The organism is Pseudomonas sp. LS44 (genome assembly GCF_024730785.1).
Lineage (GTDB): Bacteria > Pseudomonadota > Gammaproteobacteria > Pseudomonadales > Pseudomonadaceae > Aquipseudomonas.
This window is the reverse complement of sequence record NZ_CP102830.1, coordinates 719,402-741,509: the sequence shown is the minus strand read 5'-3', so window position 1 is coordinate 741,509 and position 22,108 is coordinate 719,402. Positions and strand designations below refer to the sequence as shown.

Here is a 22,108-nt window from a genome sequence, read left to right as displayed (position 1 = left end):
ATCGTAGCCCGGATGCAATCCGGGAAACCGGCGCCAAGCCCTCCCCGGATTGCATCCGGGCTACGGAACTGACCCGACCGAAGTCGTTTCATTTGCGCCATGAGCTTTGACTCCCCTCTCCCGTAAACGGGAGAGGGAGCCACCTTCACTCGCTCCACGAGGCCCAGACATGACCAAAACCGCCAACTGGAACTACCCGACGGCCGTGCGCTTCGGCGCCGGACGGATCAAGGAACTCGCCGAGGTGTGCCGCAGCCAGGGCATCCAGCGCCCGCTGCTGGTCACCGACCGCGGCCTGGCCAGCGCTCCGATCACCCTCGCTGCCCTGCACGATTTGCAGGCTGCCGGCCTCGGTGCGGCGTTGTTCAGCGATCTGAAGCCCAACCCGATCGAAGCCAACCTCGCGGCAGGGCTCGCCGCCTATCGCGCCGGAAATCACGACGGGGTAGTCGCGTTCGGCGGCGGCAGTGGCCTGGATATGGGCAAGTTGATCGCCTTCATGAGCGGGCAAACCCGGCCGGTGTGGGATTTCGAGGACATCGGCGACTGGTGGACGCGCGCCGACGCCAGCGGCATCGCGCCGGTGATCGCCGTGCCGACCACCGCCGGCACCGGCTCGGAAGTCGGCCGCGCCGGAGTGCTGACCGATGAGCGCACGCATACCAAACGGATCATCTTCCACCCGCAGATGATGCCCAAGGTGGTGATCAGCGACCCGGCGCTGTCGGTCGGCATGCCGGCGAAAATTACCGCCGGGACCGGCATGGACGCCCTCTCGCACTGCCTGGAAGCCTACTGCGCACCGGGCTTCCACCCGCTGGCCGATGGCATCGCGGTAGAGGGTATGCGCTTGATCGCCGGAGCGCTGAAACGCGCGGTATTCACTCCGGAGGACCTCGACGCGCGGGCCGATATGCTCGCCGCCGCCGCCATGGGCGCCACCGCATTCCAGAAGGGCCTGGGCGGCATGCACGCGCTGTCGCACCCGGTCGGCGCGCTGTACGACACCCACCACGGCATGACCAACGCGACTTTCATGCCCTACGTGCTGCAGTTCAACCGCACCGCCATCGACGAGCGCATCACCCGCCTGGCCGCGTATCTCGGTCTGCCTAAGCCGAGCTTTACCAGCTTCCTCGATTTCGTCCTGGAACTGCGCGCCGCCATTGGCGTGCCACACAGCCTGGCAGAACTGGGGGTGGATGATGAACACGCCGCGCTGATCGCGCAGATGGCGGTGGTCGACCCTTCCGCCGGCGGCAACCCGCTGCCGCTGAGCGAAACCGACACGGCGGGTATTTTTGCCGCCGCCCTGGCTGGCCGGCTGTAAGCATATCGAGGGTCGGTGCGGCCCTCGGCCACCCTGGTCGTGCCGCTGGTGGGTTACGCCGCTGCGCGACTAACCCACCCTACAAAAGCGCTGCGCAACGCTACATAGCCTTGCGAATACCCCGCCGCCCATCGGGCGGGGCCGCTGCCGAGCGGCGCCATCTGCTATGCCAATAAGACCGCTTTTGTGCGCTGACCTGTGTCCAGGCCGGCGCTTGACCGAACACTGTCATCCCTCAGAGGCCTGCCATGATCTATGCCCAACCCGGAACTCCCGGTGCCATCGTTTCCTTCAAGAGCCGTTACGGCAACTACATCGGCGGCGAGTTCGTCGCGCCGGTCAAAGGCCAATACTTCACCAATACCTCGCCGATCAATGGCCAGGTGATTGCCGAATTTCCCCGCTCCAGCGCCGAGGATATCGACAAGGCCCTGGACGCCGCGCATGCCGCCGCCGACGCCTGGGGGCGCACCTCGGTGCAGGACCGCTCGAACGTGCTGCTGAAGATCGCCGAGCGCATCGAACAGAATCTCGAACTGCTCGCTGTCACCGAAACCTGGGACAACGGCAAGGCGGTGCGCGAAACGCTGAACGCCGATATCCCCTTGGCCGTTGACCACTTCCGCTACTTCGCCGGCTGCATCCGCGCCCAGGAAGGCGGCGCCGCGGAGATCAACGAAAACACCGTGGCCTATCACATCCATGAACCGCTCGGCGTGGTCGGGCAAATCATCCCGTGGAACTTCCCGCTGCTGATGGCCGCCTGGAAACTCGCTCCGGCGCTGGCTGCCGGCAACTGCGTGGTGCTCAAGCCCGCCGAGCAGACGCCGCTGGGCATTTGCGTACTGCTCGAGCTGATCGGCGATCTGCTGCCACCCGGCGTGCTCAACGTGGTCCAGGGTTTTGGCAAGGAGGCCGGCGAGGCGCTGGCGACCAGCCCGCGGATCGCCAAGATCGCCTTCACCGGCTCCACTCCGGTGGGTGCGCACATCCTCAGCTGCGCGGCGCAGAACATCATTCCGAGCAGCGTCGAGCTGGGCGGCAAGTCGCCGAATATCTACTTCGAGGATGTCATGCAGGCCGAGCCGGCGTTTATCGAAAAGGCCGCCGAAGGCCTGGTGCTGGCCTTCTTCAACCAGGGCGAGGTATGCACCTGCCCGTCGCGGGCGCTGGTCCAGGAGTCGATCTACGTGCCGTTCATGCGCGAGGTGCTCAACAAGGTCGCGGCGATCAAGCGCGGCGATCCGCTGGACACCGAGACCATGGTCGGCGCGCAGGCCAGCGAACAGCAATACGACAAGATCCTCCGCTACCTGGAAATCGCCCAGCAGGAAGGTGCGGAAATCCTAGCCGGCGGCGGCGTGGAGAAACTCGAAGGCAACTTGGCCGGCGGTTATTACGTGCAACCGACGCTGCTCAAGGGGCATAACCGGATGCGCGTGTTCCAGGAGGAGATTTTCGGTCCGGTGGTCGGCGTAACCACCTTCAAGGACGAAGCCGAAGCCGTGGCCATCGCCAACGACACCGAATACGGCCTGGGCGCCGGGCTATGGACCCGCGACATCAACCGCGCCTACCGGGTCGGCCGCGCGCTGAAGGCCGGGCGGGTGTGGACCAACTGCTACCACCTGTACCCGGCGCATGCGGCCTTCGGTGGCTACAAGAAGTCCGGCATCGGCCGGGAAAACCACAAGATGATGCTCGACCACTACCAGCAGACGAAAAACCTGCTGGTCAGCTACGACATCAATCCGTTGGGGTTTTTCTAGGGAGGGTTAGCGGCGTAGCGGCGTAAACCGCCCAAAAGCGGGTATCAGCGCCTTTGTAGGAGCGAATTCATTCGCGATCCGCGGCGCCGGCTATCGCGGATAAATCCGCTCCTACAAAAAATCTACGTAGACCCGTAGGGCGTACTCGCGCAGCAGTACGCCGCAGACCGCACGGCGGACTGTTTCCGATGGTTCCCACGCTCCAGCGTGGGAACCTGATCCGGGGATGCTCCGCGTCCCGCAGACGCAGAGCATCTGTAGCGGCATTCCCACGTAGAGCGTGGGAACGATCAAAATCATCGCGCAGCCATCGCCTACCAGGCCTGCACGTCTCAACACGTAGTTCCGATGGTTCCCACGCTCCAGCGTGGGAACCTGATCCGGGGACGCTCCGCGTCCCGCAGACGCAGAGCGTCTGTAGCGGCATTCCCACGCAGAGCGTGGGAACGATCAAATCATCGCGCAGGCATCGCCTACCAGGCCTGCACGTCTCAACAGGTAATTAGAACATCGCCTTTCTATCTATTGCCCATGGAGGGGTTCGCAAGCCACTCATCCGTCCGCTGATTTCCCCGCAAAAACTTGTCGCACATCAGTAACTCCCTCGCGACGGCAATCGATAATCCCTCTCATCAAACCTTCCCCGACCATTCCTCGCCCCGCCCTACCGCGGCCGCAATATCTTTCAGGAGCGTGGCCAATGCCTCCCTTGCAGCTCAAACAGCATTACCGGATCAGCGCCTTCACGCCGGGGATGCCACCGGCTTATCGGAACAAGCTGCTGGCCTTGGGCTTGTTGCCGGGGGCACAGCTGCAACTCGTGCGCATTGCACCGCTCGGCGATCCGATCGAGGTGCGCACCCGGCAGACCAGCCTGATGCTGCGCCGCCAGGATCTTTCGCTACTGCAACTCGACGCGGAGGACTATTGATGCGCGGTCTCACCGTGGCCTTGGTCGGCAACCCGAACTGCGGAAAAACCACGCTGTTCAATCGTCTCACCGGCGCGCGCCAGCATGTAGGCAACTGGCCGGGAGTGACCGTCGAGCGCAAGGAGGGCCGTTTCGACACCCCCGAACACTCAGTCCGTCTGGTCGACCTGCCGGGCACCTACGCCCTGACCAGCCTCAGCGAGCAGGTGTCTCTGGATGAGCAGATCGCCTGCCAGTACCTCGCCGAAAACGACGCCGATCTGCTGATCAACGTGGTCGACGCCACCAATCTGGAACGCCACCTGTACCTGACCCTGCAGCTGCTGGAAAGCGGCCTGCCGTGCATCGTCGCCTTGAACATGCTCGATCTCGCGCGTCAGCAGCACATACACATCGACATCCCGGCGCTTGCCGCACGCCTTGACTGTCCCGTGATCGGCCTGGTGTCGACCAGCGGTGAGGGCTTGGCGGCCCTGAAGCTGGCCATCGACGCGGCTACCCAAGTGCCCCGGCCACCCCTGCGTTACGCGCCACGCATCGAAGAGGCAGTCAGCGAACTGCAACAATCGATGCCCGCCACACTGCCGCCGGCGCGCAGCCGTGGCTTGGCCTTGCGGCTGCTCGAAGGCGACCGTCTGTGCCGGACGCAGACTGGCGACGCCGCCAACTGGCAACAGTCTGCCCGCGAGCAGCTGCACCAGCAGCTCGGCGAAGAGCCGGCGCTGCTACTCGCCGATGCGCGCTATCAGGCCATCGCTGAACTGTGTAGTCCGCTCTGCGACCGCAGCGAGGCACGCCCCCATCGACTGACCGTCTGGCTCGATCATCTGGTGCTGAACCGTTGGCTGGGCATTCCGCTGTTCCTGCTGGTCATGTACCTGATGTTTTTCTTCGCCATCAATGTCGGCGGCGCTCTGCAACCGCTGTTCGATGAGGGCTCGGCAGCAGTTTTCATCCAGGGCACTCAGTGGCTCGGCCAGCACCTCGGCCTGCCTGCCGGGCTGACCCTGTTCCTCGCCCAAGGCGTCGGCGGAGGGATCAATACCGTGCTGCCGCTGATCCCGCAGATCGGCCTGATGTTCCTGTTCCTCGCCCTGCTCGAAGACTCCGGCTACATGGCCCGCGCGGCGTTCGTCATGGATCGCCTGATGCGCGCCATTGGGTTGCCTGGCAAGGCGTTCGTGCCACTGATCGTCGGGTTTGGCTGCAACGTGCCGTCGATCATGGGGGCGCGCACCCTGGATAGCCCCCGGGAGCGGCTGACGACCATCCTCATGGCGCCCTTCATGTCCTGTGGCGCGCGGCTGGCGATTTTCGCGGTGTTCGCCGCCGCGTTTTTCGGCCGGCACGGCGCGCTGGCGATTTTCTCGCTGTACCTGCTCGGCATTCTCGTCGCGGTGCTGACCGGGCTGATGCTCAAGCACACCCTGCTGCGCGGCGAAGCCTCGCCGTTCGTCATGGAACTCCCGCAGTACCACTTGCCACATCCCCGTAACTTGCTGGTGCAGAGCTGGGCACGCCTGCGCGACTTCGTATTGCGTGCCGGCAAGGTGATCGTTGTCGCCAGCATCGTGATCGGCGCGCTGAACAGCTTCACCCTCGCGGGCCAGCCGATCGAAGGCCGAGTCGAACAGTCGGCTCTGGCAACCCTTAGCCATCAGGTCACCCCGCTGCTGGCGCCGATGGGCGTGGCGCCAGATAACTGGCAGGCCACAGTCGGTCTGGTCAGTGGGGCGATGGCCAAGGAGGTGGTCGTCGGCACGCTCAACACCCTGTACACCGCCGACCGCCTGACTAGCCAGCCCTTCGATGCGGCGAACTTCGATCTGCTCGGCGAACTGCGGCAAGCCGCGCAAAACAGTTGGAATGGCCTGCGCAGCAGCTTCAGCCTTGGCGTGCTGGGCAACCCGCTGCAGGCCAGCGCGGCGGACGCCTCGATGGATGTCAGCGCCATGAGCACCATGGCCACGCAGTTTGGCAGCCCGCTGTCGGCTTATAGCTATTTGGTATTCGTGCTGCTCTATGTGCCCTGCGCCAGTGCCTTAGGCGCCATCGCCAGGGAAAGCAGCTCGCGCTGGATGCTGTTTTCGATGGGCTGGGGGACGTGCATCGCCTACTCGTTGGCGACCCTGTGCTATCAGGCGCTCAGCTTCGGCCAGCATCCCGCGCAGAGCGCGCTGGCGATTGCCGTGGTGCTGACATTCAATGCAGCGCTGGTGGTGGGATTACGACTGTATGCCAGCCTCGGCGGCAAGGTTTCCGCGCCGCAGCCAGCGTCACTCGAACCCGCGCATAGCGGTGGCTGCCACTAATGGCCGGCTTGCTTGCAGTACGTGATGCGCTGGCCGCTCAAGGCCAGGTAGAACCGGCGAGCCTGGCCCGGCAGCTGGGTCTGAGCAGCGGGCTCACCCGCGCTTTGCTCGAGCAACTGGTTCAGCTCGGGCAGGCCCGACACGTCGAGCAGGCGGCAAGCTGCGGCAATTGCCGAGGCTGTTCGGTGCCAGGCAACTGTGCTGGGACTCGCTATCGAATCGCCTCAACGCCAAACGCGGCATCGACCGTAACGGGGAAGGAATTGGCGCTCAAGAACCTGATCGCCTGAGGTTGATTGCGCAGCAACGGCCCGCCCCCAGTTACGGGAGAGCGGGCCGCGGCAATCATGCTTGAGAGGAGTAGCTGAACTGGTCACCGGTGTTGTCGCGGTCGTAGACCTGCTCGCCGGCCACGTAGGTGGCGCGCACGGCGCGGTCGTCACCGAGGATCATCATGACGAACAGCTCTTCGACGATCTCCTTGCTGAACTCGCTGCGGAACGCCATCAGTGGTGTGGCTTTCTTGTCGAGCACCACCAGATCCGCTTCGAAGCCCTTGCCGACCGTACCGATGCGATCTTCCAGATACAGCGCTTCGGCGCTGCCGCGGGTCGCCAGGTAGAACGCCTGGATGGCATTCAGCTGAGTCTTGTTGAGCTGCGCGACCTTGTACGCCTCGTTCAGCGATTGCAGCTGGCTGAAACTGGTGCCGGCGCCGACGTCGGTACCCAGGCCCACGCGCACCGGGCGTTTCGGGTCCTTGGCGTCGAACAGGCGGAACAGACCGCTACCGAGGAACAGGTTGGAGGTCGGGCAATGCGCCAGCGCCGCGCCGGTCTGGTGGCAGGTGCAGAAGTCCTCTTCGGTCAGGTGCACGCCGTGCCCGTACACCGAGCGCTCGCGGACAATGCCGGCGTTGGCGTAGACATCCAGGTAGCTCTTGCGCTCGGGGAACAGCTCCTTGACCCACTGGATCTCGTCGAGGTTCTCGCACAGGTGGGTCTGGATGTAGGCGTCCGGATGCTCCTTGGCCAGAGTGCCGCAGACGTCCAGCTGCGCCTGGGTGCTGGTCGGCGCAAAGCGCGGGGTGATGCAGTAGTGCTGGCGGCCCTGGTTGTGCCAGCGTTTGATCAGCTGGGTGCTCTCGTCATAGCCGCGCTGCGCGGTGTCGAGCAACGCGTCTGGGGCGTTGCGGTCCATCAGCACCTTGCCGGCGATCATCCGCGTGTTGAAGCGGTTCGACTCGCCGAAGAAGGCATCCACCGACTGCGGGTGCACGGTGCAGTAGACCACCGCGGTGGTGGTGCCGGCGCGCAACAGCTCGCGCAGGAACACCCGCGCCACGCGCTCGGCGTGGGCCTGCTCGGCAAATTTTTGTTCGGCGACGAAGGTGTATTTGGTCAGCCACTCCAGCAACTGCTCGCCAAACGCGCCGATCATCTCGGTCTGCGGGTAGTGGATGTGCGTATCGATGAAGCCGGCGGAGATGATCGAGTCCGGGTAATGCACCGGGGTCACGCCAGCAGGCAGGCGCTTGCTGACTTCGGCCGCCGGGCCGAGATCGACGATTTTCCCGCCGTCGATCACCACGATGGCATCAGGAATATGCACCAGACAGTCTTCCGGTGTGTTCAGGAAGGGGTCGGCCTTGAAGGTGACGACGTCGGCGCGGAGCGCGGAAATCTTGGACATGCTCGGTTCCTTTCGAGAAGGTTTGGACGACAGGGGCCTGGCGGCCCCTGCGTTGGCGAAGCGTTACGGCTGCTTCGGATAGGACTCGCGCATGATCAGCGACAGTACCAGGGCGATGCCCAGCGCGATCATCAGCGGCTCGGCGGCGTACTCGGCCATGGCCAGGGTGTGCTGCGTGAGTCCGGCAGCCTCACCGGAGACGATGCGTGCGCCCGGCGCGGCGATCATGATGCCGCCGGCAATGAACGCTAGGCCGTTGACGAACGCCGCCGAGGTGCCGATCAGTTGCGGCGGCACCACGTCCGCAGCCGAGCTGAAGGTCAGCATGTGCGCGGCGTTGGCGACACCGAAGAAGAAGCACATGGCCATGGCCACCGGAATGGCGATGCCAGGGATGTACAGCAGTGCGCCGGCACAGGCCAGCTGCACCACGCAACCGACGATGATCAGCGGCTTGCGCTTCTTCATCTTGTCCGACCAGGCCGGCAGAACCAGGCAGCCGGCCGCCAGGCCGAGCCACAGCAGCGAGGAGCTGAACGCCGCCGTTTCCGGGTTGGCGCCGAGCACTGCTAGCAGTTTCGGCGCCCACACCACCCCGGCCGCCAGCAGGCTGCCGAACAGCGCCGAGCAGATCAGCGCGCTGATCCACACATGGGGAAGCTTTGCCACGTCGACCAGCGCACTGATCACCGAAGCGAAGAAGCTGCCGAAGCCCTGCTCGCTGCGCTGTACCGGCTCAGGATTGCGCAGGTAGATGAAGGCCAGCACGGTCAGGCCGATGCCGAATACGCCGACATAGTTGAACAGCGTGCGCCATTCCATCTGCTGCAGGCCCCACTGCAGGGCGTTGACCGAAAAGGCCGAGGACAGCGAAGCGCAGAACTGCACCAAGCCGAACATCAGGCTGAACTTGGCCATGCCGAACCACTGCCCGCCGATGTAGCCGGCACCCACGAAGCCGGTGCAGGCACCCAGCGCCATCACGAACTGCGAAGCCAGCAGCATCGGGTACGAGGTGGCATTGGCAAAGATGAACACCCCAATGGTCACCAGCACCACCGAGGCGGGCAGCACCTTGTGCGCGCCTAGACGGTCGAGCAGCGCACCGCCGAAGAACTGACAAAGGGCGAAGACCCAGGTGTAAACGGCGGCGATGGCGGCGACCTGGGTCACGCTCAACGTCACACTTTTCTGGATCTCCGGGTTAACGATGGAATAACCGGTCTGCACACTGAACAGGTAGATCACGAAGGCGACGGCGATAGTCCATACCCACCATGCCCGCGCTCCGCCCAATTTGAATGTCGACGTACTCACTGCCTATCTCCTTGATGGCCCTTGCATTTTTCGTTATGTGCGAACGATCGGCCGGCCAGAGTTCGATCCCCATACCCGACAAATGGCACACGACAGGAGACTAGTCGAATTCCACTAGCACCACAAAGCTGACTGGACGGTCGATAAAACTCACACGCAAAAAAACGACCCCCGTCGCAGAGCGGGCCGCCCAAGCTCACGAAGTTTTTACTTACACCGCGCAATCGCCCGCACTGGCGATTACTCCTTCGGGTTAGCGCTCCAAAATCGCGGTCACGCCTTGGCCGCCGGCCGCGCAGATGGAGATCAACCCGCGGCCGCGCTCGGCAGCCGCCAGCAACTTGGCCAGGTTGGCGGCGATGCGCCCACCGGTGGCGGCGAACGGGTGGCCGGCCGCCAGCGAACTGCCTTTGACGTTGAGTTTGCTGCGCTCGATCGATCCCAGCGGCGTCGCCAGGCCCAGACGGCTCTGGCAATACTCGGCGTCCTCCCAAGCCTTCAAGGTGCACAGCACCTGGGCGGCGAAGGCTTCGTGGATTTCGTAGTAGTCGAAATCCTGCAGGCTCAAGCCGTTGCGCGCCAGCAGACGCGGCACGGCATACACCGGCGCCATCAGCAGGCCTTCCTTGCCGCCGACGAAATCCACCGCTGCCGCTTCGCCATCCTTGAAGTAGGCGAGGATCGGCAAACCGCGCGCCTGCGCCCATTCCTCGCTGGCCAGCAGCACCACCGAGGCGCCATCGGTCAGCGGCGTCGAGTTGGCGGCGGTCAAGGTGCCCTTGGCGCTCTTCTCGAACGCCGGCTTGAGGCTGGCGAGCTTGTCCAGGCTGATGTCCGGACGCAGGTTCTGGTCGCGGGTCAGGCCGAGAAACGGCGTCAGCAGGTCGTTCTGCCAGCCTTCGGCATACGCCGCGGCGAGCTTGCTATGGCTTTCATAGGCGAGCTGATCCTGCTCGTCACGGGGAATGCCCCAGGTCTGCGCCATCAGCTCGCAGTGCTCGCCCATCGACAGCCCGGTGCGCGGCTCGCCGTTGCGCGGGATGTGCGGCACCAGATGGCGCGGACGCAGCTGCAGCAGGGTCTTCAGCTTGTCGGCGGTGGACTTGCCGCGGTTGGCTTGCAGGAGAATCTTGCGCAGCCCTTCGCTGACCCCGATCGGCGCGTCAGACGTAGTGTCGACGCCGCCGGCGATGGCGCTGTCGATCTGCCCCAGGGCGATTTTGTTGGCGGTCAGAATCACCGCTTCCAGGCCGGTGCCACAGGCTTGCTGGATGTCGTAGGCCGGCGTTTCCGGGGCCAACCGCGAGCCCAGCACACACTCGCGGGTCAGGTTGAAGTCGCGCGAATGCTTGAGCACCGCGCCGGCCGCCACTTCGCCGATGCGCTCGCCATGCAGGCGATAACGCTCGACTAACCCCTCGAGGGCAGCGGTGAGCATTTCCTGATTGCTCGCGGTGGCGTACACGGTGTTGGAGCGGGCGAAGGGAATACGATTGCCGCCGACGATGGCGACCCGGCGCAGCTGGGTCATGGGTGACTCCTGGAAATGGATGGAAAACAATGCAGCAGGCCAGCCACTGTAGGAGCGAATTCATTCGCGATGCCGGGTGTGACCCCTTCGCGAATGAATTCGCTCCTACACGGACAGCCTGCGCTTTACCGACACAGCCTAGTCTGTCGCCGGCCGCCGACATTGGCCGACTCGCAGCAATGCGAGGCAAGCCGGTCAATGCATGAAACGGCCTGGCGGCTACAGTGGTCAACACAGCAGCGGCCATTGGCAGGCCGTTGAAAAACAAGTCACTCAGTATCTGAGCCCATAATTGTGGAGCCCGTTCCATGTCCGATCGCTATCTCGCCTTCGCCAACTCCAACGCCGGCCAGCGCCTGCTCGGGGCCATTGGCCTGCCGACCCCGGTGCATCTCGAACGCTGGCGCGCTGGTCGCGCCCGACCGATTGACGGCGCCCTGCTGGTCGGCGGTAACGGCGCACTGAGCGCCGCGGCTGCCGAGTGCCTGCCGCGCCTCACCGACCAGCTGTTCGCCGCCGAAGATGGCCTGCTCGGTCTGCCGCGCTGGAATGCCGAGAGCACCAAGCTCAAGGCGCTGCTGTTCGACGCCAGCAGCCTGAGCAGCGCCGAGCAGTTGATCGCCCTGCGCGATTTCTTCCAGCCGACCCTACGCAAACTCGCTACCTGTCCGCACGTGGTGATCCTCGCTCGCCCGCCGGAGAGCCTCAAAGATCCGATCGCCGCCAGCACCCAGCGCGCCCTGGAAGGCTTCAGCCGCTCGCTGGCCAAGGAAATCCGTCACGGCGGCACGGTGCAGTTGATCTACGTCGGTAAAGGCGCCGAGGATCAACTCGAAGGCGCGCTGCGCTTCTTCCTGTCACCGAAAAGCGCCTACGTGTCTGGCCAGGTGGTGCGCCTCGCGCCCTGCGCCATGCAGGTCAAGGACTGGAGCCGTCCGCTGGCCGGCCAGAAGGCGCTGATTACCGGCGCCAGCCGTGGGATCGGCGCGGCCATCGCGGAAACCCTGGCCCGCGATGGCGCCGAAGTCGTGCTGCTCGACGTGCCAGCCGCCCAAGCCGATCTCGAAGCGCTGGCCGCGCGCCTGGGCGGACGCAGCCTGACCCTGGATATCGTCGCCGACGACGCCGCCGCCAAACTGATCGAGGCGCTGCCAGACGGCCTGGATATCCTCGTGCACAACGCCGGCATCACCCGCGACAAGACCCTGGCGAACATGACCGATCCGCTGTGGAACTCGGTGATCGACGTCAACCTGCGCGCTCCACAGATCCTCACCAAGGCGCTGTTCGACGCCGGCACCCTGCGCGACAACAGCCGCGTGGTGCTGCTCGCCTCGATCAGCGGGATCGCCGGCAACGCCGGGCAGACCAACTACGCAGCCAGCAAGGCCGGGCTGATCGGCCTGGCGCAAGCCTGGGCGCCAACGCTCGGCAAGCGCGGCATCAGCCTCAACGCGGTGGCGCCGGGCTTTATCGAAACACAGATGACCGCAGCGATTCCCTTCACCATCCGCGAAGCCGGACGGCGGATGAACGCCATGGGCCAAGGCGGCCTGCCACAGGACGTCGCCGAAACCGTCGCCTGGCTGGGCCAAGCCGGTTCGGGCGCGATGAGCGGACAAGTGCTGCGGATTTGCGGGCAGAGTCTGCTCGGAGCTTGATCGGCGCAGCACTTCGCAGTGGGATTCCCGGATTGCATCCGGGCTACGGAAGCGCCGTGGGCTGGGTAGGAGCAAAGCGATACCCATCGGTATTGGCTCGATGAGTATCGCCGCTGCGCGACTTAACCCATCCTACGAACGCGCATCTCGCCGTTATCGTGAATTCATTCGCGATAACGGTCTGCCTACGCGTTGACCTTGCCGCGCTTGCGGAACTCCACAGGCGTCTCGCCAACCCAGCGTTTGAAGGCGCGGTAGAAGGTACTTGGTTCGGAAAAACCGGTGCGCTCGACGATCACGTCGATGCGCTCGTCGGTCTTCAACAGCAGATCCTTGGCCAGCCGGCAGCGGTAGTCGGTGATCAAGTCATTAAAGCGTACGCCGGCCATCGCCAGCCGCTCGCGCAAGCGGCGGGGCGGCATGTTCAAGCGCCCGGCGACCTGTTCCAGGGTGGCACCGCCGTCTACCAGCAGTTCGCCGATCAATTCACGCACATTGCGCACCAGGTCCAGTCGCTCGACCTCGGCCAGTTGCCGGCGTGCCAGCGACTCGTGCATGCGCAGCAGTTCCGGTGCCGCATGCCGCGAGGGTTTGTTCAACACGCTGGCGTCGAACAGCAGCGCATAACGCTCGGCGCCCAGGTCGGTCGGGCAGCCATAGACCTCGGCATAGCGTTCCAGCGGCGCGCCCTGGTTGTGCATGAACTGCACGCGATGCGGGATGAACGTACCTTCGGTCAGCGCCGCAAACAGGCGGATCACCGCACCAGCAAGCATTTCCGGAAAGTGACGCGGCACGCCATCGCTCATGCCCAGCAGCAGGATGGCGGACTCGCCTTCGATTTCCAGGCGGGCATTCAATGTATCGGAAAGCAGGCGCATGTAGCGCAGCGCATGGCGCAGGCCATCGCCGAAGGTCTCGCTGGAAAGGAACAGGTATTCCAGCAGCAAGCCATGGAAGGCCGGCAAATGACCCGCCAGGTACAGGCCGACATGCTCTTCCTGGCACTCTTCGGCGGCGGCTTTCCAGAACAGCGCCTGAGCGCTGTGCGGGAAGCGTCCAGCAGGCAGGCCACCGGGCGGCAGGCCGACCCGCACCAGGACCTTGTCGGGGTCGACTCCGCTGGCCCGCAAGGCATCGATCACCGGGCGCATCAGCGCCACATCATCGGTCAGATCACGCAGCATTTTTTTAGATTCTTATTAGCCGTGGGCGCCGCCATCTTAAAAGGTGGCGTCGAATTAGGCGAGCGCAGCTCCGGCACGTTTGGATGGCGCTGTAGCCTCTGCCGCCAGCCCCTTTTGACGCCAGCCAACCGAACGCCTGTGCGGGTCACCATGCGGACCAGCGGACAGGATAGTGCCAGCGCCCGCGTTCACTGAGGCAAAGTCGCTTCGCCCGCAACTTGTGGATTCTGTGCACGTACGTCTGCCGAGAATGCGGCGAAGAGTGCTCGCTGCACCGTACCGAATACTGTCAGCGCTGCGCAGAGGAATGCCACGAATGCATCGATGAATGCGCGCGTTTGGCGGGTTGAGATTTTGCGGGGGGCTGGATTCCCCTCTGCTCGAGAGGGGAAGCACAGAGATCAACACCAGGCCCGAACACCGCGAAGGATGCCGGGCCTGAGTGTCGTTACATCACTTCGCTGTACAACTCGACGTGATGGTCGGCATCGCCCCACGACATGTCGATGCAGAGCAGGCGCTTGGCATACCAGCCGCAGGACAGTTCGTCGGTCATGCCCATGCCGCCGTGCAACTGGATGGCGGCCTGGCCGACGAAGCGACCGGTGCGTCCGATCAGCGACTTGGCCGACGAGACTGCCTTGCGGCGTTCTACCTGGCTGTCGTTGTCGAGATTGGCGGCCGCGTAGTAGGTGATCGAACGCGCTTGTTCGACCGCACCGAGCATGTCCGCAACCTTGTGCTGCAGGGCCTGGAAGCTGCCGATGGCGACGCCGAACTGCTTGCGGGTCTGCAAGTATTCGATGGTCAGCTCGGTGAGCTTGGCCATGGCGCCGACCGCTTCGGCGCACAGCGCGAAGGCCGCGCGGTCAACCGCCCATTCCAGATCGGCGAAGCCCTGATCGACGTTGCCGAGCAAGGTGGCCGGGGCGTTGTCCAGCTGTACTTCCGAGACATGCTGACCATCCAGGGCCGGGAAGGTACGCAGGGTCACGCCAGCGGCAGCGGTGTCGACCAGGAACAGGCTGATGCCGGCCTTGTCGTGCTGGCCGCCGCTGGTGCGGGCGGAGACGATCAGTTTCTGCGCGCTATCGGCGGCGCTCACCACCGCCTTGCGGCCGCTCAGTACGAAATCGTTGCCTTGCACCTTGGCGCTGGTCGTCACGTCATTGAGGTCGAAACGCGCTTGCGGCTCGAGGGCGGCCAGGGCTACCCGCAAGTTACCGGCAGCCAGTTCCGGCAGCAGTTCGGCTTGCAGCTCAGCGCTGCCGATTTTGCCCAACAGGGCCGCACCGACTACGGCGGTAGACACGTATGGTTCGAGCAGCAGGCCGCGACCGAAACCTTCCATTACCAGCAGGGTTTCAGTTGGCGTGGCGTTCAGGCCACCGAAATCTTCCGGCACGTTGAGCGCCAGCAGTCCGGTTTCCGCCAAGGCGTTCCAGTTGTCCTGCGACCAGCCTTGAGCGGTCTCGGCGAGCTTGCGACGTTTTTCAAAGTCGTATTCGCGCTCGATGAAGCGGCTGACCATTTCGGCCAGCATTTGTTGCTCTTCGTTTAACGAGAAGTCCATGCCGTTTTCCTCACAGACCGATGGTCATTTTAGCGATGATGTTGCGCTGCACTTCGTTGGAGCCGCCGTAGATCGAGATCTTGCGATAGTCCAGGTAGTGCGGTGCCAGTGCGTTGAGCAGTTCGCCGTTAGCGGTATCGCCGGCAAAACTGGCGGCCATGGCTTCGGGCACGAACGGCACGGCGTAAGGGCCGGCGCAATCCATCATCAGCTCGGTCAGCGTCTGTTGAATTTCCGAACCGCGGATTTTCAGGATCGACGGCTCGACGCCAACGCCACGGCTGTTGGTGGCCAACTGGCTGAGCAGGCGCTGCAACGACCACTCGTGAGCGTGCAGTTCCATCTCGACACGCACCAGCTTCTCGCGGAACTGCGGGTCTTCGATCATCGGCTTGCCATGCTTGAGCTGGGTGCCGGCAAGATCCTTGAGCGCGCGCAGGAAGCGCTTGCAGTTGCCGACACCGGCGATGCTGGTGCGCTCATTGCCGAGCAGGAACTTGGCGATGGTCCAGCCTTTGTTCTCTTCGCCGACCAGATTGCTGACCGGGACACGGACGTTGTCGAAGAAGGTTTCGTTGACGTCGACGCCGCCATCCAGGGTCTTGATCGGACGTACGGTGATGCCGGGGGTGTTCATGTCGATCAGCAGGAAGGAGATGCCTTCTTGCTGGCGGCCTTCGCTGCTGGTACGCACCAGGCAGAAGATCCAGTTGGCCCAGTGGGCGAACGAGGTCCAGATTTTCTGGCCGTTGACGATGTAGTGGTCGCCATCACGCTCGGCCTTGGTTTTCAGCGAGGCCAGGTCGGAACCCGCGCCGGGCTCGGAGTAGCCCTGGCACCAGAAATCTTCGTTGTTGATGATGCGCGGCAGGAAGTAGTCCTGTTGCTGGACGTTGCCGAACTTCTGGATCACCGGGCCGACCATCGCCAGACCGAACGGCATCTGCCGTGGGGCGCCGGCCTTGTAGACCTCTTCCTCGAAGATGCTTTTCTGCGTGGCGTTCCAGCCACAGCCACCGAACGCTTTCGGCCAGCTCGGCGCGCCCCAGCCACGCTTGGCGAGGGTGGTCTGCCAGAGGTAACTGTCTTCCTTCGTAGGGTGCTTGAGACTCAGCACACGCTCGCTGAGATCGCGAGGTAGGCTGCTGGCGAGGAACTCGCGCACTTCCTGGCGGAAGGCCTTGTCTTCTGGGCTTTCAATGAGGTTCATAGAACACCTTTCTCAGCTAAACGAACCGACCCGACGGATCAGCGCTCGACACTGCCATGTTAAGCACGCAACTGCATGGCAGGACGCCGCTGGCACTGGATTCCGACGGCGCAGCAAGCGGGCCTGAATTGAAGCATGGCCCCGCAGCGGGCGCCTCGCCCCAACGAACTACACCCATTTGGACTAGCTGCCAGTCCCTTTATCACGCTCCCAGCGAGAATGCGGCGCCGCTGCTCAGCCCAGTTCAGCCAACAGCACAGCCATCAGCTCCGCCGCCGGCAGTTCCCGCGCCAGCGGCGCACCCTGACCGGCCCAGTGCGCGGCGAAGTCCTGATTACCCTGCGCGCTGGCAGCGGCGTGCAGAGCCTTGCCGGCATCGTAGGCAATCGGGTAATCGGGCAGCGGCGGCGCCCCCACGACATCCACCTCGCGGTGCATGCGGTTGACCAAGCCGCGCGCCGGCCGCCCGGAAATCGCCGCGGTGATCGCCGTTTGCCGGGCGCGCGGGCTTTGCAACGCTGCGCGATAGGCGGCATTGGCCGCCGATTCCGGACACAGGATGAACGCCGTACCCAACTGCGCGGCCCCCGCGCCCAGTGCCAGCGCGGCGGCAATTCCGGCGCCATCCATGATCCCGCCAGCGGCGATCAACGGCAGCCGCGAGTGGTTGGCGAACAGGCGCAGCAGCGCCAGGGTGCCGATCTGAGCATCGCCCTGTTCAGGCATAAACACCCCGCGATGACCGCCGGCCTCGACGCCCTGGGCGATCAGCAGATCGATGCCGGCGCGTTCGATCAACTCCGCTTCGGCGAGATTGGTGGCACTGGCCATCAACGTGATGCCGGCTTGCCGCAGCGCGGCGATGGTGGCGGCAGGCGGCAGACCGAAATGAAAGCTGACCACCGCCGGACGCTCGTCGAGCAGCAGCTCAAGCATCGCTGGATCGGCGAGAAAACTCGGATATGGCTCGCGCAGGCTGGCCGGCGGCTGCGCGCCAAACTCGGCGAACCACGGCTGCAGATACTTGAGCCAAGCCGCCTCGCGCGCCGCATCGGCATGCGCCGGGCGATGGCAGAACAGATTGAGATTGAACGGTCGATCGGTCAGCTCGCGGGTCTGGGCAATCAGCGCACGCACCTGCTCGACCGTGCTCGCGCCAATCCCCAGCGAGCCGAGGCCGCCGGCGTTGCACACCGCCGCCGCCAATTGCGGCGTGGAGACGCCGGCCATCGGCGCCTGGATGATCGGGTGTTGGATGCCGAGCAGATCGCAGACGGTGGACATGGACAACTCCTGACAGCAAGGGTGGGTGAAAAACTATCGCAGCCGCCGTGGAATTCGCCCCGATACAGCTGCGCAGCTAATGCGCCGTACAGCGGGTAGCGGTGGCCTGCATCGCGAATGAATTCGCTCCTGCCAAACGCCATATCCCTGTAGGAGCGAATTCATTCGCGATCAGCACTCCGCGCCAACCGCGTTAACCCTACGCCTGGCGCTTGGCCGAGCGGTTACGCAGCCAGCGCAGCAAGCCGCGCTTCTCCACCACCAGCGGTTTTTCGCTGAGCAACGCCTGGCTGCGTTGCTCGCGGTAACTGAGCAACTTGGCCATCGCCTCGCCAATTTCGCGGCGGGCCTGCAGGCAGGGCTCAAGGTGTTCCTTGTCAATACGATACAGCGTGCAGGGCGTCAGGGTGGTGAACTGCGCGGGCGCGACGTGCTCGGCGAGAATGCTAGCCTCGCCGATCACTTCGCCCGGACCCATGCGCCCGGCTTCGATGGTTTCGCCCTCGCCGATCAAGGTCACCGAAATCACCCCGGACTCGATGATCAGCAGGCCATCGCTGGTCGTGCTGGTATCCAGCACCAGCTGGCCGGCGGCGTGGTCCTGGCGGCGCATGTGCTCGCTCAATGCGAGCTTTTCCTCGTCACCAAGCGAGGCGAACAGGCTGACACTTTCCAGCAGCGCGCGGCCGCGCGTCGAACCCAACGGCGTACCGGGCAGCAACACCCCGCAGGCTTGCAGGTGGCGGTAGGCCAGATCGTAGAGCTGATTACGCACTGCGCCTTTCTGGCCGATGGCGCTGACGAACCCGTTGGCCTCGTATTCCAGCGTGCCATTGGCGGTGTTCTTCATCGACACACTCGGACGCGGCGCGATGAGCAGCTCGCGGCAGCCTTGCAGGGCGCGTTCCAGGGCGTCGATCACCAGGCGCGGGCGCACCTGGGCGGGAAATTCCAACTTGATCGATACCCCATGCAGTTCGCTCGGCCGACTGAAGTTGAGGACCTTGGCCTTGGCCGCCAACGAGTTGGGAATCACCGCCAGGGTGCCCTGGCTGGTCAGCAGGTGGGTGGCGCGCCAATCAATTTCCACCACCCGACCTTCGGTGCCGTCGATGGAGATGAAGTCATCCAGTTGATAGGGCTTGGTGGTATTCAGCACGATGCCGGAAAACACGTCGCCCAAGGTGCTCTGCAACGCCAGGCCGACGATGATCGCCAAGGCCCCGGAGGTCGCCAGCAGGCCTTTGACCGGTAGCTGCATGACATACGCGGCGGCAGCGATGATCGCGACCAGAAAGATGATCGCCCCCAGCACGTCCTGTAGCAGCCGGCTGGTATGGCCGCTGCGCGGCATCAGCACGGCGCCGATGAGGATCGTCAGGGTCCGCGCGCAGAACAGCCACCAGGCGATCAGCAACACCGTGGCGGTCAGGTGTTGCGGCAGCAATTCCGGCCATGGCGCGCCCTGCAACGGGCTCAGGCCGGTGTTGAACAGCAGCAGGCTGTAGGCGACGAACAGCGCGACGCGCAGCAGCACTTTCCAGCGCTGCACATGCGCGGGCAGCACCTGCCACAGCAGCAGATCGAAGCCGAGCAACACAATCGCACTCGTCAGCGGGTGGTCCAGCAACCATGACAGCATCGCGCCTGTTCCTTGCCTGCGCGGCAAGCCCCAGCGGCTGCCTGCCGCAGATTCTAGGCCAGCCGTGCGGGCAACCGCGATACCACTTCCTCAGAAGAACAGCAGGCTGAGCACGGCAAACAGCGGCAGAAGAATCACGCATGACCACAGCAGGAAGCCGAAGAAACTCGGCATCTGCACGCCCCGTTGCTCGGCGATGGCCTTGACCATGAAGTTCGGCGCGTTGCCGATGTAGGTCAGCGCGCCCATAAACACCGAGCCCATGGAGATCGCCAGCAGGGTGCCGGGCAGATCGTGCATCAGGTGCTGCGCGTCGCCGGCGGCCAGGTTGAAGAACACCAGGTAGGTCGGCGCGTTATCGAGGAAGCCGGAGAGCAGGCCGCTCATCCAGAAGTACATGACGTCGATCGGCGCGCCGTTGGCGTCGGAGACCAGCGCCACCAGCCCGGCCAGGTGCCCGTCGCTGCCGGCGCGCAGGATGGCGATGGCCGGGGCGATGGTGATGAAGATGCCGGCGAACAGCTTGCCGACCTCGGCCATCGGCGCCCAGTTGAACTCGTTGCCGGCGCGCACCTGTTTGGGGGTGATCGCCAGCGAGACCAACGCCAGGCCGATCAGCAGCGCATCGCGCACCAGGCTCTGCAGATCGACCGGCGTACCCATCACCTCGAAGCTGATCCCCGGTTTCCACAGCCCGGACAGCAGCACCGCGCCGACCACGCCGAGGATCAGCAGCAGGTTCCACTTGCCGTACAGCTTGAGCGGCGCATCCGCCGACGGGTCGCGCGCCAGCAACTCGTCTTCCTTGCTGAAGAAGTAGCGGTCAAGGACATAGAAGATCGCCAGCAGCGCCGCCGACAGCACCGCCACCGGCACGGCCATGTGTTCGACGGTCCAGAGGAAGTCGACGCCCTTGAGGAAACCCAGGAACAGCGGTGGATCACCCAGCGGAGTCAACCCGCCGCCGACGTTGGCGACCAGGAAGATGAAGAACACCACCACATGCACTTTATGTTTGCGGTTGTCATTGGCGCGCAGCAGCGGGCGGATCAGCAGCATCGCCGCGCCGGTGGTGCCCATCAGCGAGGCGAGCAGCGCCCCGAGGGCGAGCAGCCCGGTGTTCAGCGCCGGCGAGCCGTGCAGGTTGCCCCACAGCAGGATGCCACCGGAGATGGTGTAGAGGGCGAACAGCAGGAGGATGAAGGGGATGTACTCGGCGAGCAGCGCATGCACCACCAGCGCGGCGCTGGCATGAGTGCCGAAACTCAGCGCGAATGGGATCAGGAAGGCCAGCGTCCAGACCGCAGTGATCTTGCCGAAATGCAGATGCCAGAAATGCGGGGCGAAGATCGGCAGCAAGGCGATCGACAGCAGGATGCCGGCGAACGGCAGCGCCCAGAGCAGGCTCAGCGTCGCGCCATCCAGCTCGGCAGCGTGGGCCAAGGACGGCAGTAACAACAGAACGGCCAGGGCGGTCTTGGGCATCATTTTCATCGCGACTCCGCAGAATACTTCTCCAATCAGACAGCGAAGATTAATACACAACGGCTATGGCATCCGCCTTTGTGGCGTTTCCAATGGTTACGCATTGGCGCCGTTACGCCCCAAGTTGAAGCAAAGCTGTCAGTTCGATCAGCAATTTGGCGCGTTGCCTATATTGGCCCGCAGGTGCCCGGAGCCCCCCAAAACCGCTCGTTTATGCATAAAAATTCAACGAGTTAGCCGCTTCAGCTAGAATCTCCCGCGATTCTTTTGCCCTCTTGGCTTCATTCTTGCTGCCAAGAGAAAAGCCTGACCTATCGGTCAGCTTTTAATCTAAAAACTATACCCATTTGGAGCCAACCAAACGATGAATCGTGCACTCTCTTCTCTCGTGCTCGCCGGCAGCCTGCTTGCCGCCGGCCAGGCCTCGGCCGGCGACGCGCTGCTGTGGCAGGACAACAGCCTGAGCTTCCTCTGGGGCAAGGATTTCCAAGTCAACCCGCCGACCCAGCAGACCTGGACCTTCGAGCACGCCAGCGGCTGGAACTGGGGTGACTTGTTCATGTTCGTCGACCAGATCAACTACCAGGGCGAGCGCGACTTCTCCGCCGGCAGCGACACCTACTACGGTGAAATCTCGCCACGCCTGTCGTTCGGCAAAATCAGCGGCACAGACATGTCCTTCGGCCCGATCAAGGACGTGCTGCTCGCCGCCACCTACGAGCGCGGTGAGAACAGCACGCAGAACTACCTGCTCGGCCCAGGCTTCGATCTGAACGTCCCCGGCTTCGATTTCTTCCAGCTGAACTTCTACTACCGCAAGCCGGACGGCATCAGCAATCAGCCCAAGGGTCAGTGGCAGGTCACTCCGACCTGGTCCTACACAATCCCGGTCGGTAATTCCGACCTGGTGGTCGACGGCTTCATCGACTACGTGTGGAACAACAAGGACGGCAGCGGCAACGAGTCGGACATGCACGCCAACCTGCACATCAACCCGCAGATCAAGTACGACCTCGGCAAGGCCATGGGCTGGGGCGCGGTGAAGAAGTTCTACGTCGGCGTCGAGTACGACTACTGGTCGGACAAATACGCCATCGAAGACAGCCAGGCGTTCCGCACCGACCAGAGCGCGCTGAGCTTCCTGGCCAAAGTGCACTTCTAAGCCCTCCCCGCCAGCCGGAAGC

16 protein-coding genes are annotated in these 22,108 nt (G+C 64.0%); 7 read left to right on the top strand and 9 right to left on the bottom strand.

All coding sequences use genetic code 11. The annotated features are described in order from the left end of the window. The first annotated feature begins 169 nt into the window (after positions 1-169). The 5 genes from NVV93_RS03320 to NVV93_RS03300 all read left to right on the top strand — a co-directional run bounded on the left by NVV93_RS03320 (position 170) and on the right by NVV93_RS03300 (position 6,632). Positions 170-1,330 carry an iron-containing alcohol dehydrogenase gene (locus NVV93_RS03320; protein ID WP_258253044.1) on the top strand — a complete coding sequence of 387 codons (1,161 nt, stop codon included), beginning with the start codon at positions 170-172 and terminating at the stop codon, positions 1,328-1,330. 248 nt (positions 1,331-1,578) lie between these two features. Further along, positions 1,579-3,099: an aldehyde dehydrogenase family protein gene (locus NVV93_RS03315; protein WP_258253043.1), complete on the top strand. Its 1,521-nt coding sequence runs from the start codon at positions 1,579-1,581 to the stop codon at positions 3,097-3,099. 700 nt (positions 3,100-3,799) lie between these two features. Continuing rightward, a complete protein-coding gene (locus tag NVV93_RS03310; RefSeq protein ID WP_258253042.1) occupies positions 3,800-4,030 on the top strand; it encodes a FeoA domain-containing protein in 231 nt (76 codons plus the stop codon). Further along, positions 4,030-6,342 carry a Fe(2+) transporter permease subunit FeoB gene (gene feoB / locus NVV93_RS03305; RefSeq protein WP_258253041.1) on the top strand — a complete coding sequence of 771 codons (2,313 nt, stop codon included), beginning with the start codon at positions 4,030-4,032 and terminating at the stop codon, positions 6,340-6,342. The genes NVV93_RS03310 and feoB overlap by 1 nt, the downstream gene beginning before the upstream one ends. Further along, entirely contained in the window at positions 6,342-6,632 is a 291-nt protein-coding gene (locus NVV93_RS03300; protein WP_258253040.1) for a FeoC-like transcriptional regulator, read from the top strand. The genes feoB and NVV93_RS03300 overlap by 1 nt, the downstream gene beginning before the upstream one ends. A 55-nt stretch (positions 6,633-6,687) precedes the next feature. Here NVV93_RS03300 and guaD read toward each other — a convergent pair whose 3' ends face one another. The 3 genes from guaD to NVV93_RS03285 form a co-directional block, all read right to left on the bottom strand. Next, the gene (gene guaD, locus NVV93_RS03295) at positions 6,688-8,034 is read right to left on the bottom strand and encodes a guanine deaminase (RefSeq protein ID WP_258253039.1); all 1,347 of its coding nucleotides are present in this window, start codon (positions 8,032-8,034) and stop codon (positions 6,688-6,690) included. A gap of 63 nt (positions 8,035-8,097) precedes the next feature. After that, positions 8,098-9,351 (bottom strand): MFS transporter, encoded by a 1,254-nt coding sequence (locus NVV93_RS03290; protein WP_258253038.1) that lies wholly within the window; start codon positions 9,349-9,351, stop codon positions 8,098-8,100. Positions 9,352-9,604: 253 nt separating this feature from the next. Then, positions 9,605-10,882 (bottom strand): acetyl-CoA C-acetyltransferase, encoded by a 1,278-nt coding sequence (locus NVV93_RS03285; protein ID WP_258253037.1) that lies wholly within the window; start codon positions 10,880-10,882, stop codon positions 9,605-9,607. Positions 10,883-11,190: 308 nt separating this feature from the next. Here NVV93_RS03285 and NVV93_RS03280 point away from each other — a divergent pair, with 308 nt between their 5' ends. Beyond that, positions 11,191-12,543 (top strand): 3-oxoacyl-ACP reductase, encoded by a 1,353-nt coding sequence (locus NVV93_RS03280; RefSeq protein ID WP_258253036.1) that lies wholly within the window; start codon positions 11,191-11,193, stop codon positions 12,541-12,543. 185 nt (positions 12,544-12,728) lie between these two features. Here the strand turns inward: NVV93_RS03280 and NVV93_RS03275 are convergent, their stop codons facing one another. The 6 genes from NVV93_RS03275 to NVV93_RS03250 all read right to left on the bottom strand — a co-directional run bounded on the left by NVV93_RS03275 (position 12,729) and on the right by NVV93_RS03250 (position 20,933). Next, the gene (locus NVV93_RS03275) at positions 12,729-13,727 is read right to left on the bottom strand and encodes an AraC family transcriptional regulator (protein WP_258254273.1); all 999 of its coding nucleotides are present in this window, start codon (positions 13,725-13,727) and stop codon (positions 12,729-12,731) included. 451 nt (positions 13,728-14,178) lie between these two features. Further along, on the bottom strand, positions 14,179-15,303 hold the full coding sequence (locus tag NVV93_RS03270; RefSeq protein WP_258253035.1) for an acyl-CoA dehydrogenase family protein: 1,125 nt from the start codon (positions 15,301-15,303) through the stop codon (positions 14,179-14,181). 10 nt (positions 15,304-15,313) lie between these two features. Continuing rightward, positions 15,314-16,513, bottom strand: coding sequence for an acyl-CoA dehydrogenase family protein (locus NVV93_RS03265; protein WP_258253034.1), 1,200 nt, complete (start codon positions 16,511-16,513; stop codon positions 15,314-15,316). Positions 16,514-16,747: 234 nt separating this feature from the next. Beyond that, on the bottom strand, positions 16,748-17,797 hold the full coding sequence (locus NVV93_RS03260; RefSeq protein ID WP_258253033.1) for a nitronate monooxygenase family protein: 1,050 nt from the start codon (positions 17,795-17,797) through the stop codon (positions 16,748-16,750). A 199-nt stretch (positions 17,798-17,996) separates the two neighbouring features. Beyond that, positions 17,997-19,439: a mechanosensitive ion channel domain-containing protein gene (locus tag NVV93_RS03255; RefSeq protein WP_258253032.1), complete on the bottom strand. Its 1,443-nt coding sequence runs from the start codon at positions 19,437-19,439 to the stop codon at positions 17,997-17,999. Positions 19,440-19,529: 90 nt separating this feature from the next. After that, positions 19,530-20,933: a sodium:proton antiporter gene (locus tag NVV93_RS03250; RefSeq protein ID WP_258253031.1), complete on the bottom strand. Its 1,404-nt coding sequence runs from the start codon at positions 20,931-20,933 to the stop codon at positions 19,530-19,532. Positions 20,934-21,288: 355 nt separating this feature from the next. On the opposite strand from NVV93_RS03250, the gene NVV93_RS03245 reads away from it, so the two are divergent. After that, positions 21,289-22,086, top strand: coding sequence for an outer membrane protein OmpK (locus tag NVV93_RS03245; RefSeq protein ID WP_258253030.1), 798 nt, complete (start codon positions 21,289-21,291; stop codon positions 22,084-22,086). Positions 22,087-22,108: the final 22 nt, after the last annotated feature.

What these genes read in the sequence shown, in the direction of transcription:
- NVV93_RS03250 (WP_258253031.1), bottom strand. Translation starts at nt 20,933, where the DNA reads ATGAAAATGATGCCCAAGACCGCCCTGGCCGTTCTGTTGTTACTGCCG.
- NVV93_RS03300 (WP_258253040.1), top strand. Translation starts at nt 6,342, where the DNA reads ATGGCCGGCTTGCTTGCAGTACGTGATGCGCTGGCCGCTCAAGGCCAG.
- NVV93_RS03285 (WP_258253037.1), bottom strand. Translation starts at nt 10,882, where the DNA reads ATGACCCAGCTGCGCCGGGTCGCCATCGTCGGCGGCAATCGTATTCCC.
- NVV93_RS03320 (WP_258253044.1), top strand. Translation starts at nt 170, where the DNA reads ATGACCAAAACCGCCAACTGGAACTACCCGACGGCCGTGCGCTTCGGC.
- NVV93_RS03310 (WP_258253042.1), top strand. Translation starts at nt 3,800, where the DNA reads ATGCCTCCCTTGCAGCTCAAACAGCATTACCGGATCAGCGCCTTCACG.
- NVV93_RS03255 (WP_258253032.1), bottom strand. Translation starts at nt 19,439, where the DNA reads ATGCTGTCATGGTTGCTGGACCACCCGCTGACGAGTGCGATTGTGTTG.
- guaD (WP_258253039.1), bottom strand. Translation starts at nt 8,034, where the DNA reads ATGTCCAAGATTTCCGCGCTCCGCGCCGACGTCGTCACCTTCAAGGCC.
- NVV93_RS03315 (WP_258253043.1), top strand. Translation starts at nt 1,579, where the DNA reads ATGATCTATGCCCAACCCGGAACTCCCGGTGCCATCGTTTCCTTCAAG.
- NVV93_RS03245 (WP_258253030.1), top strand. Translation starts at nt 21,289, where the DNA reads ATGAATCGTGCACTCTCTTCTCTCGTGCTCGCCGGCAGCCTGCTTGCC.
- NVV93_RS03270 (WP_258253035.1), bottom strand. Translation starts at nt 15,303, where the DNA reads ATGGACTTCTCGTTAAACGAAGAGCAACAAATGCTGGCCGAAATGGTC.
- NVV93_RS03260 (WP_258253033.1), bottom strand. Translation starts at nt 17,797, where the DNA reads ATGTCCACCGTCTGCGATCTGCTCGGCATCCAACACCCGATCATCCAG.
- feoB (WP_258253041.1), top strand. Translation starts at nt 4,030, where the DNA reads ATGCGCGGTCTCACCGTGGCCTTGGTCGGCAACCCGAACTGCGGAAAA.
- NVV93_RS03280 (WP_258253036.1), top strand. Translation starts at nt 11,191, where the DNA reads ATGTCCGATCGCTATCTCGCCTTCGCCAACTCCAACGCCGGCCAGCGC.
- NVV93_RS03265 (WP_258253034.1), bottom strand. Translation starts at nt 16,513, where the DNA reads ATGAACCTCATTGAAAGCCCAGAAGACAAGGCCTTCCGCCAGGAAGTG.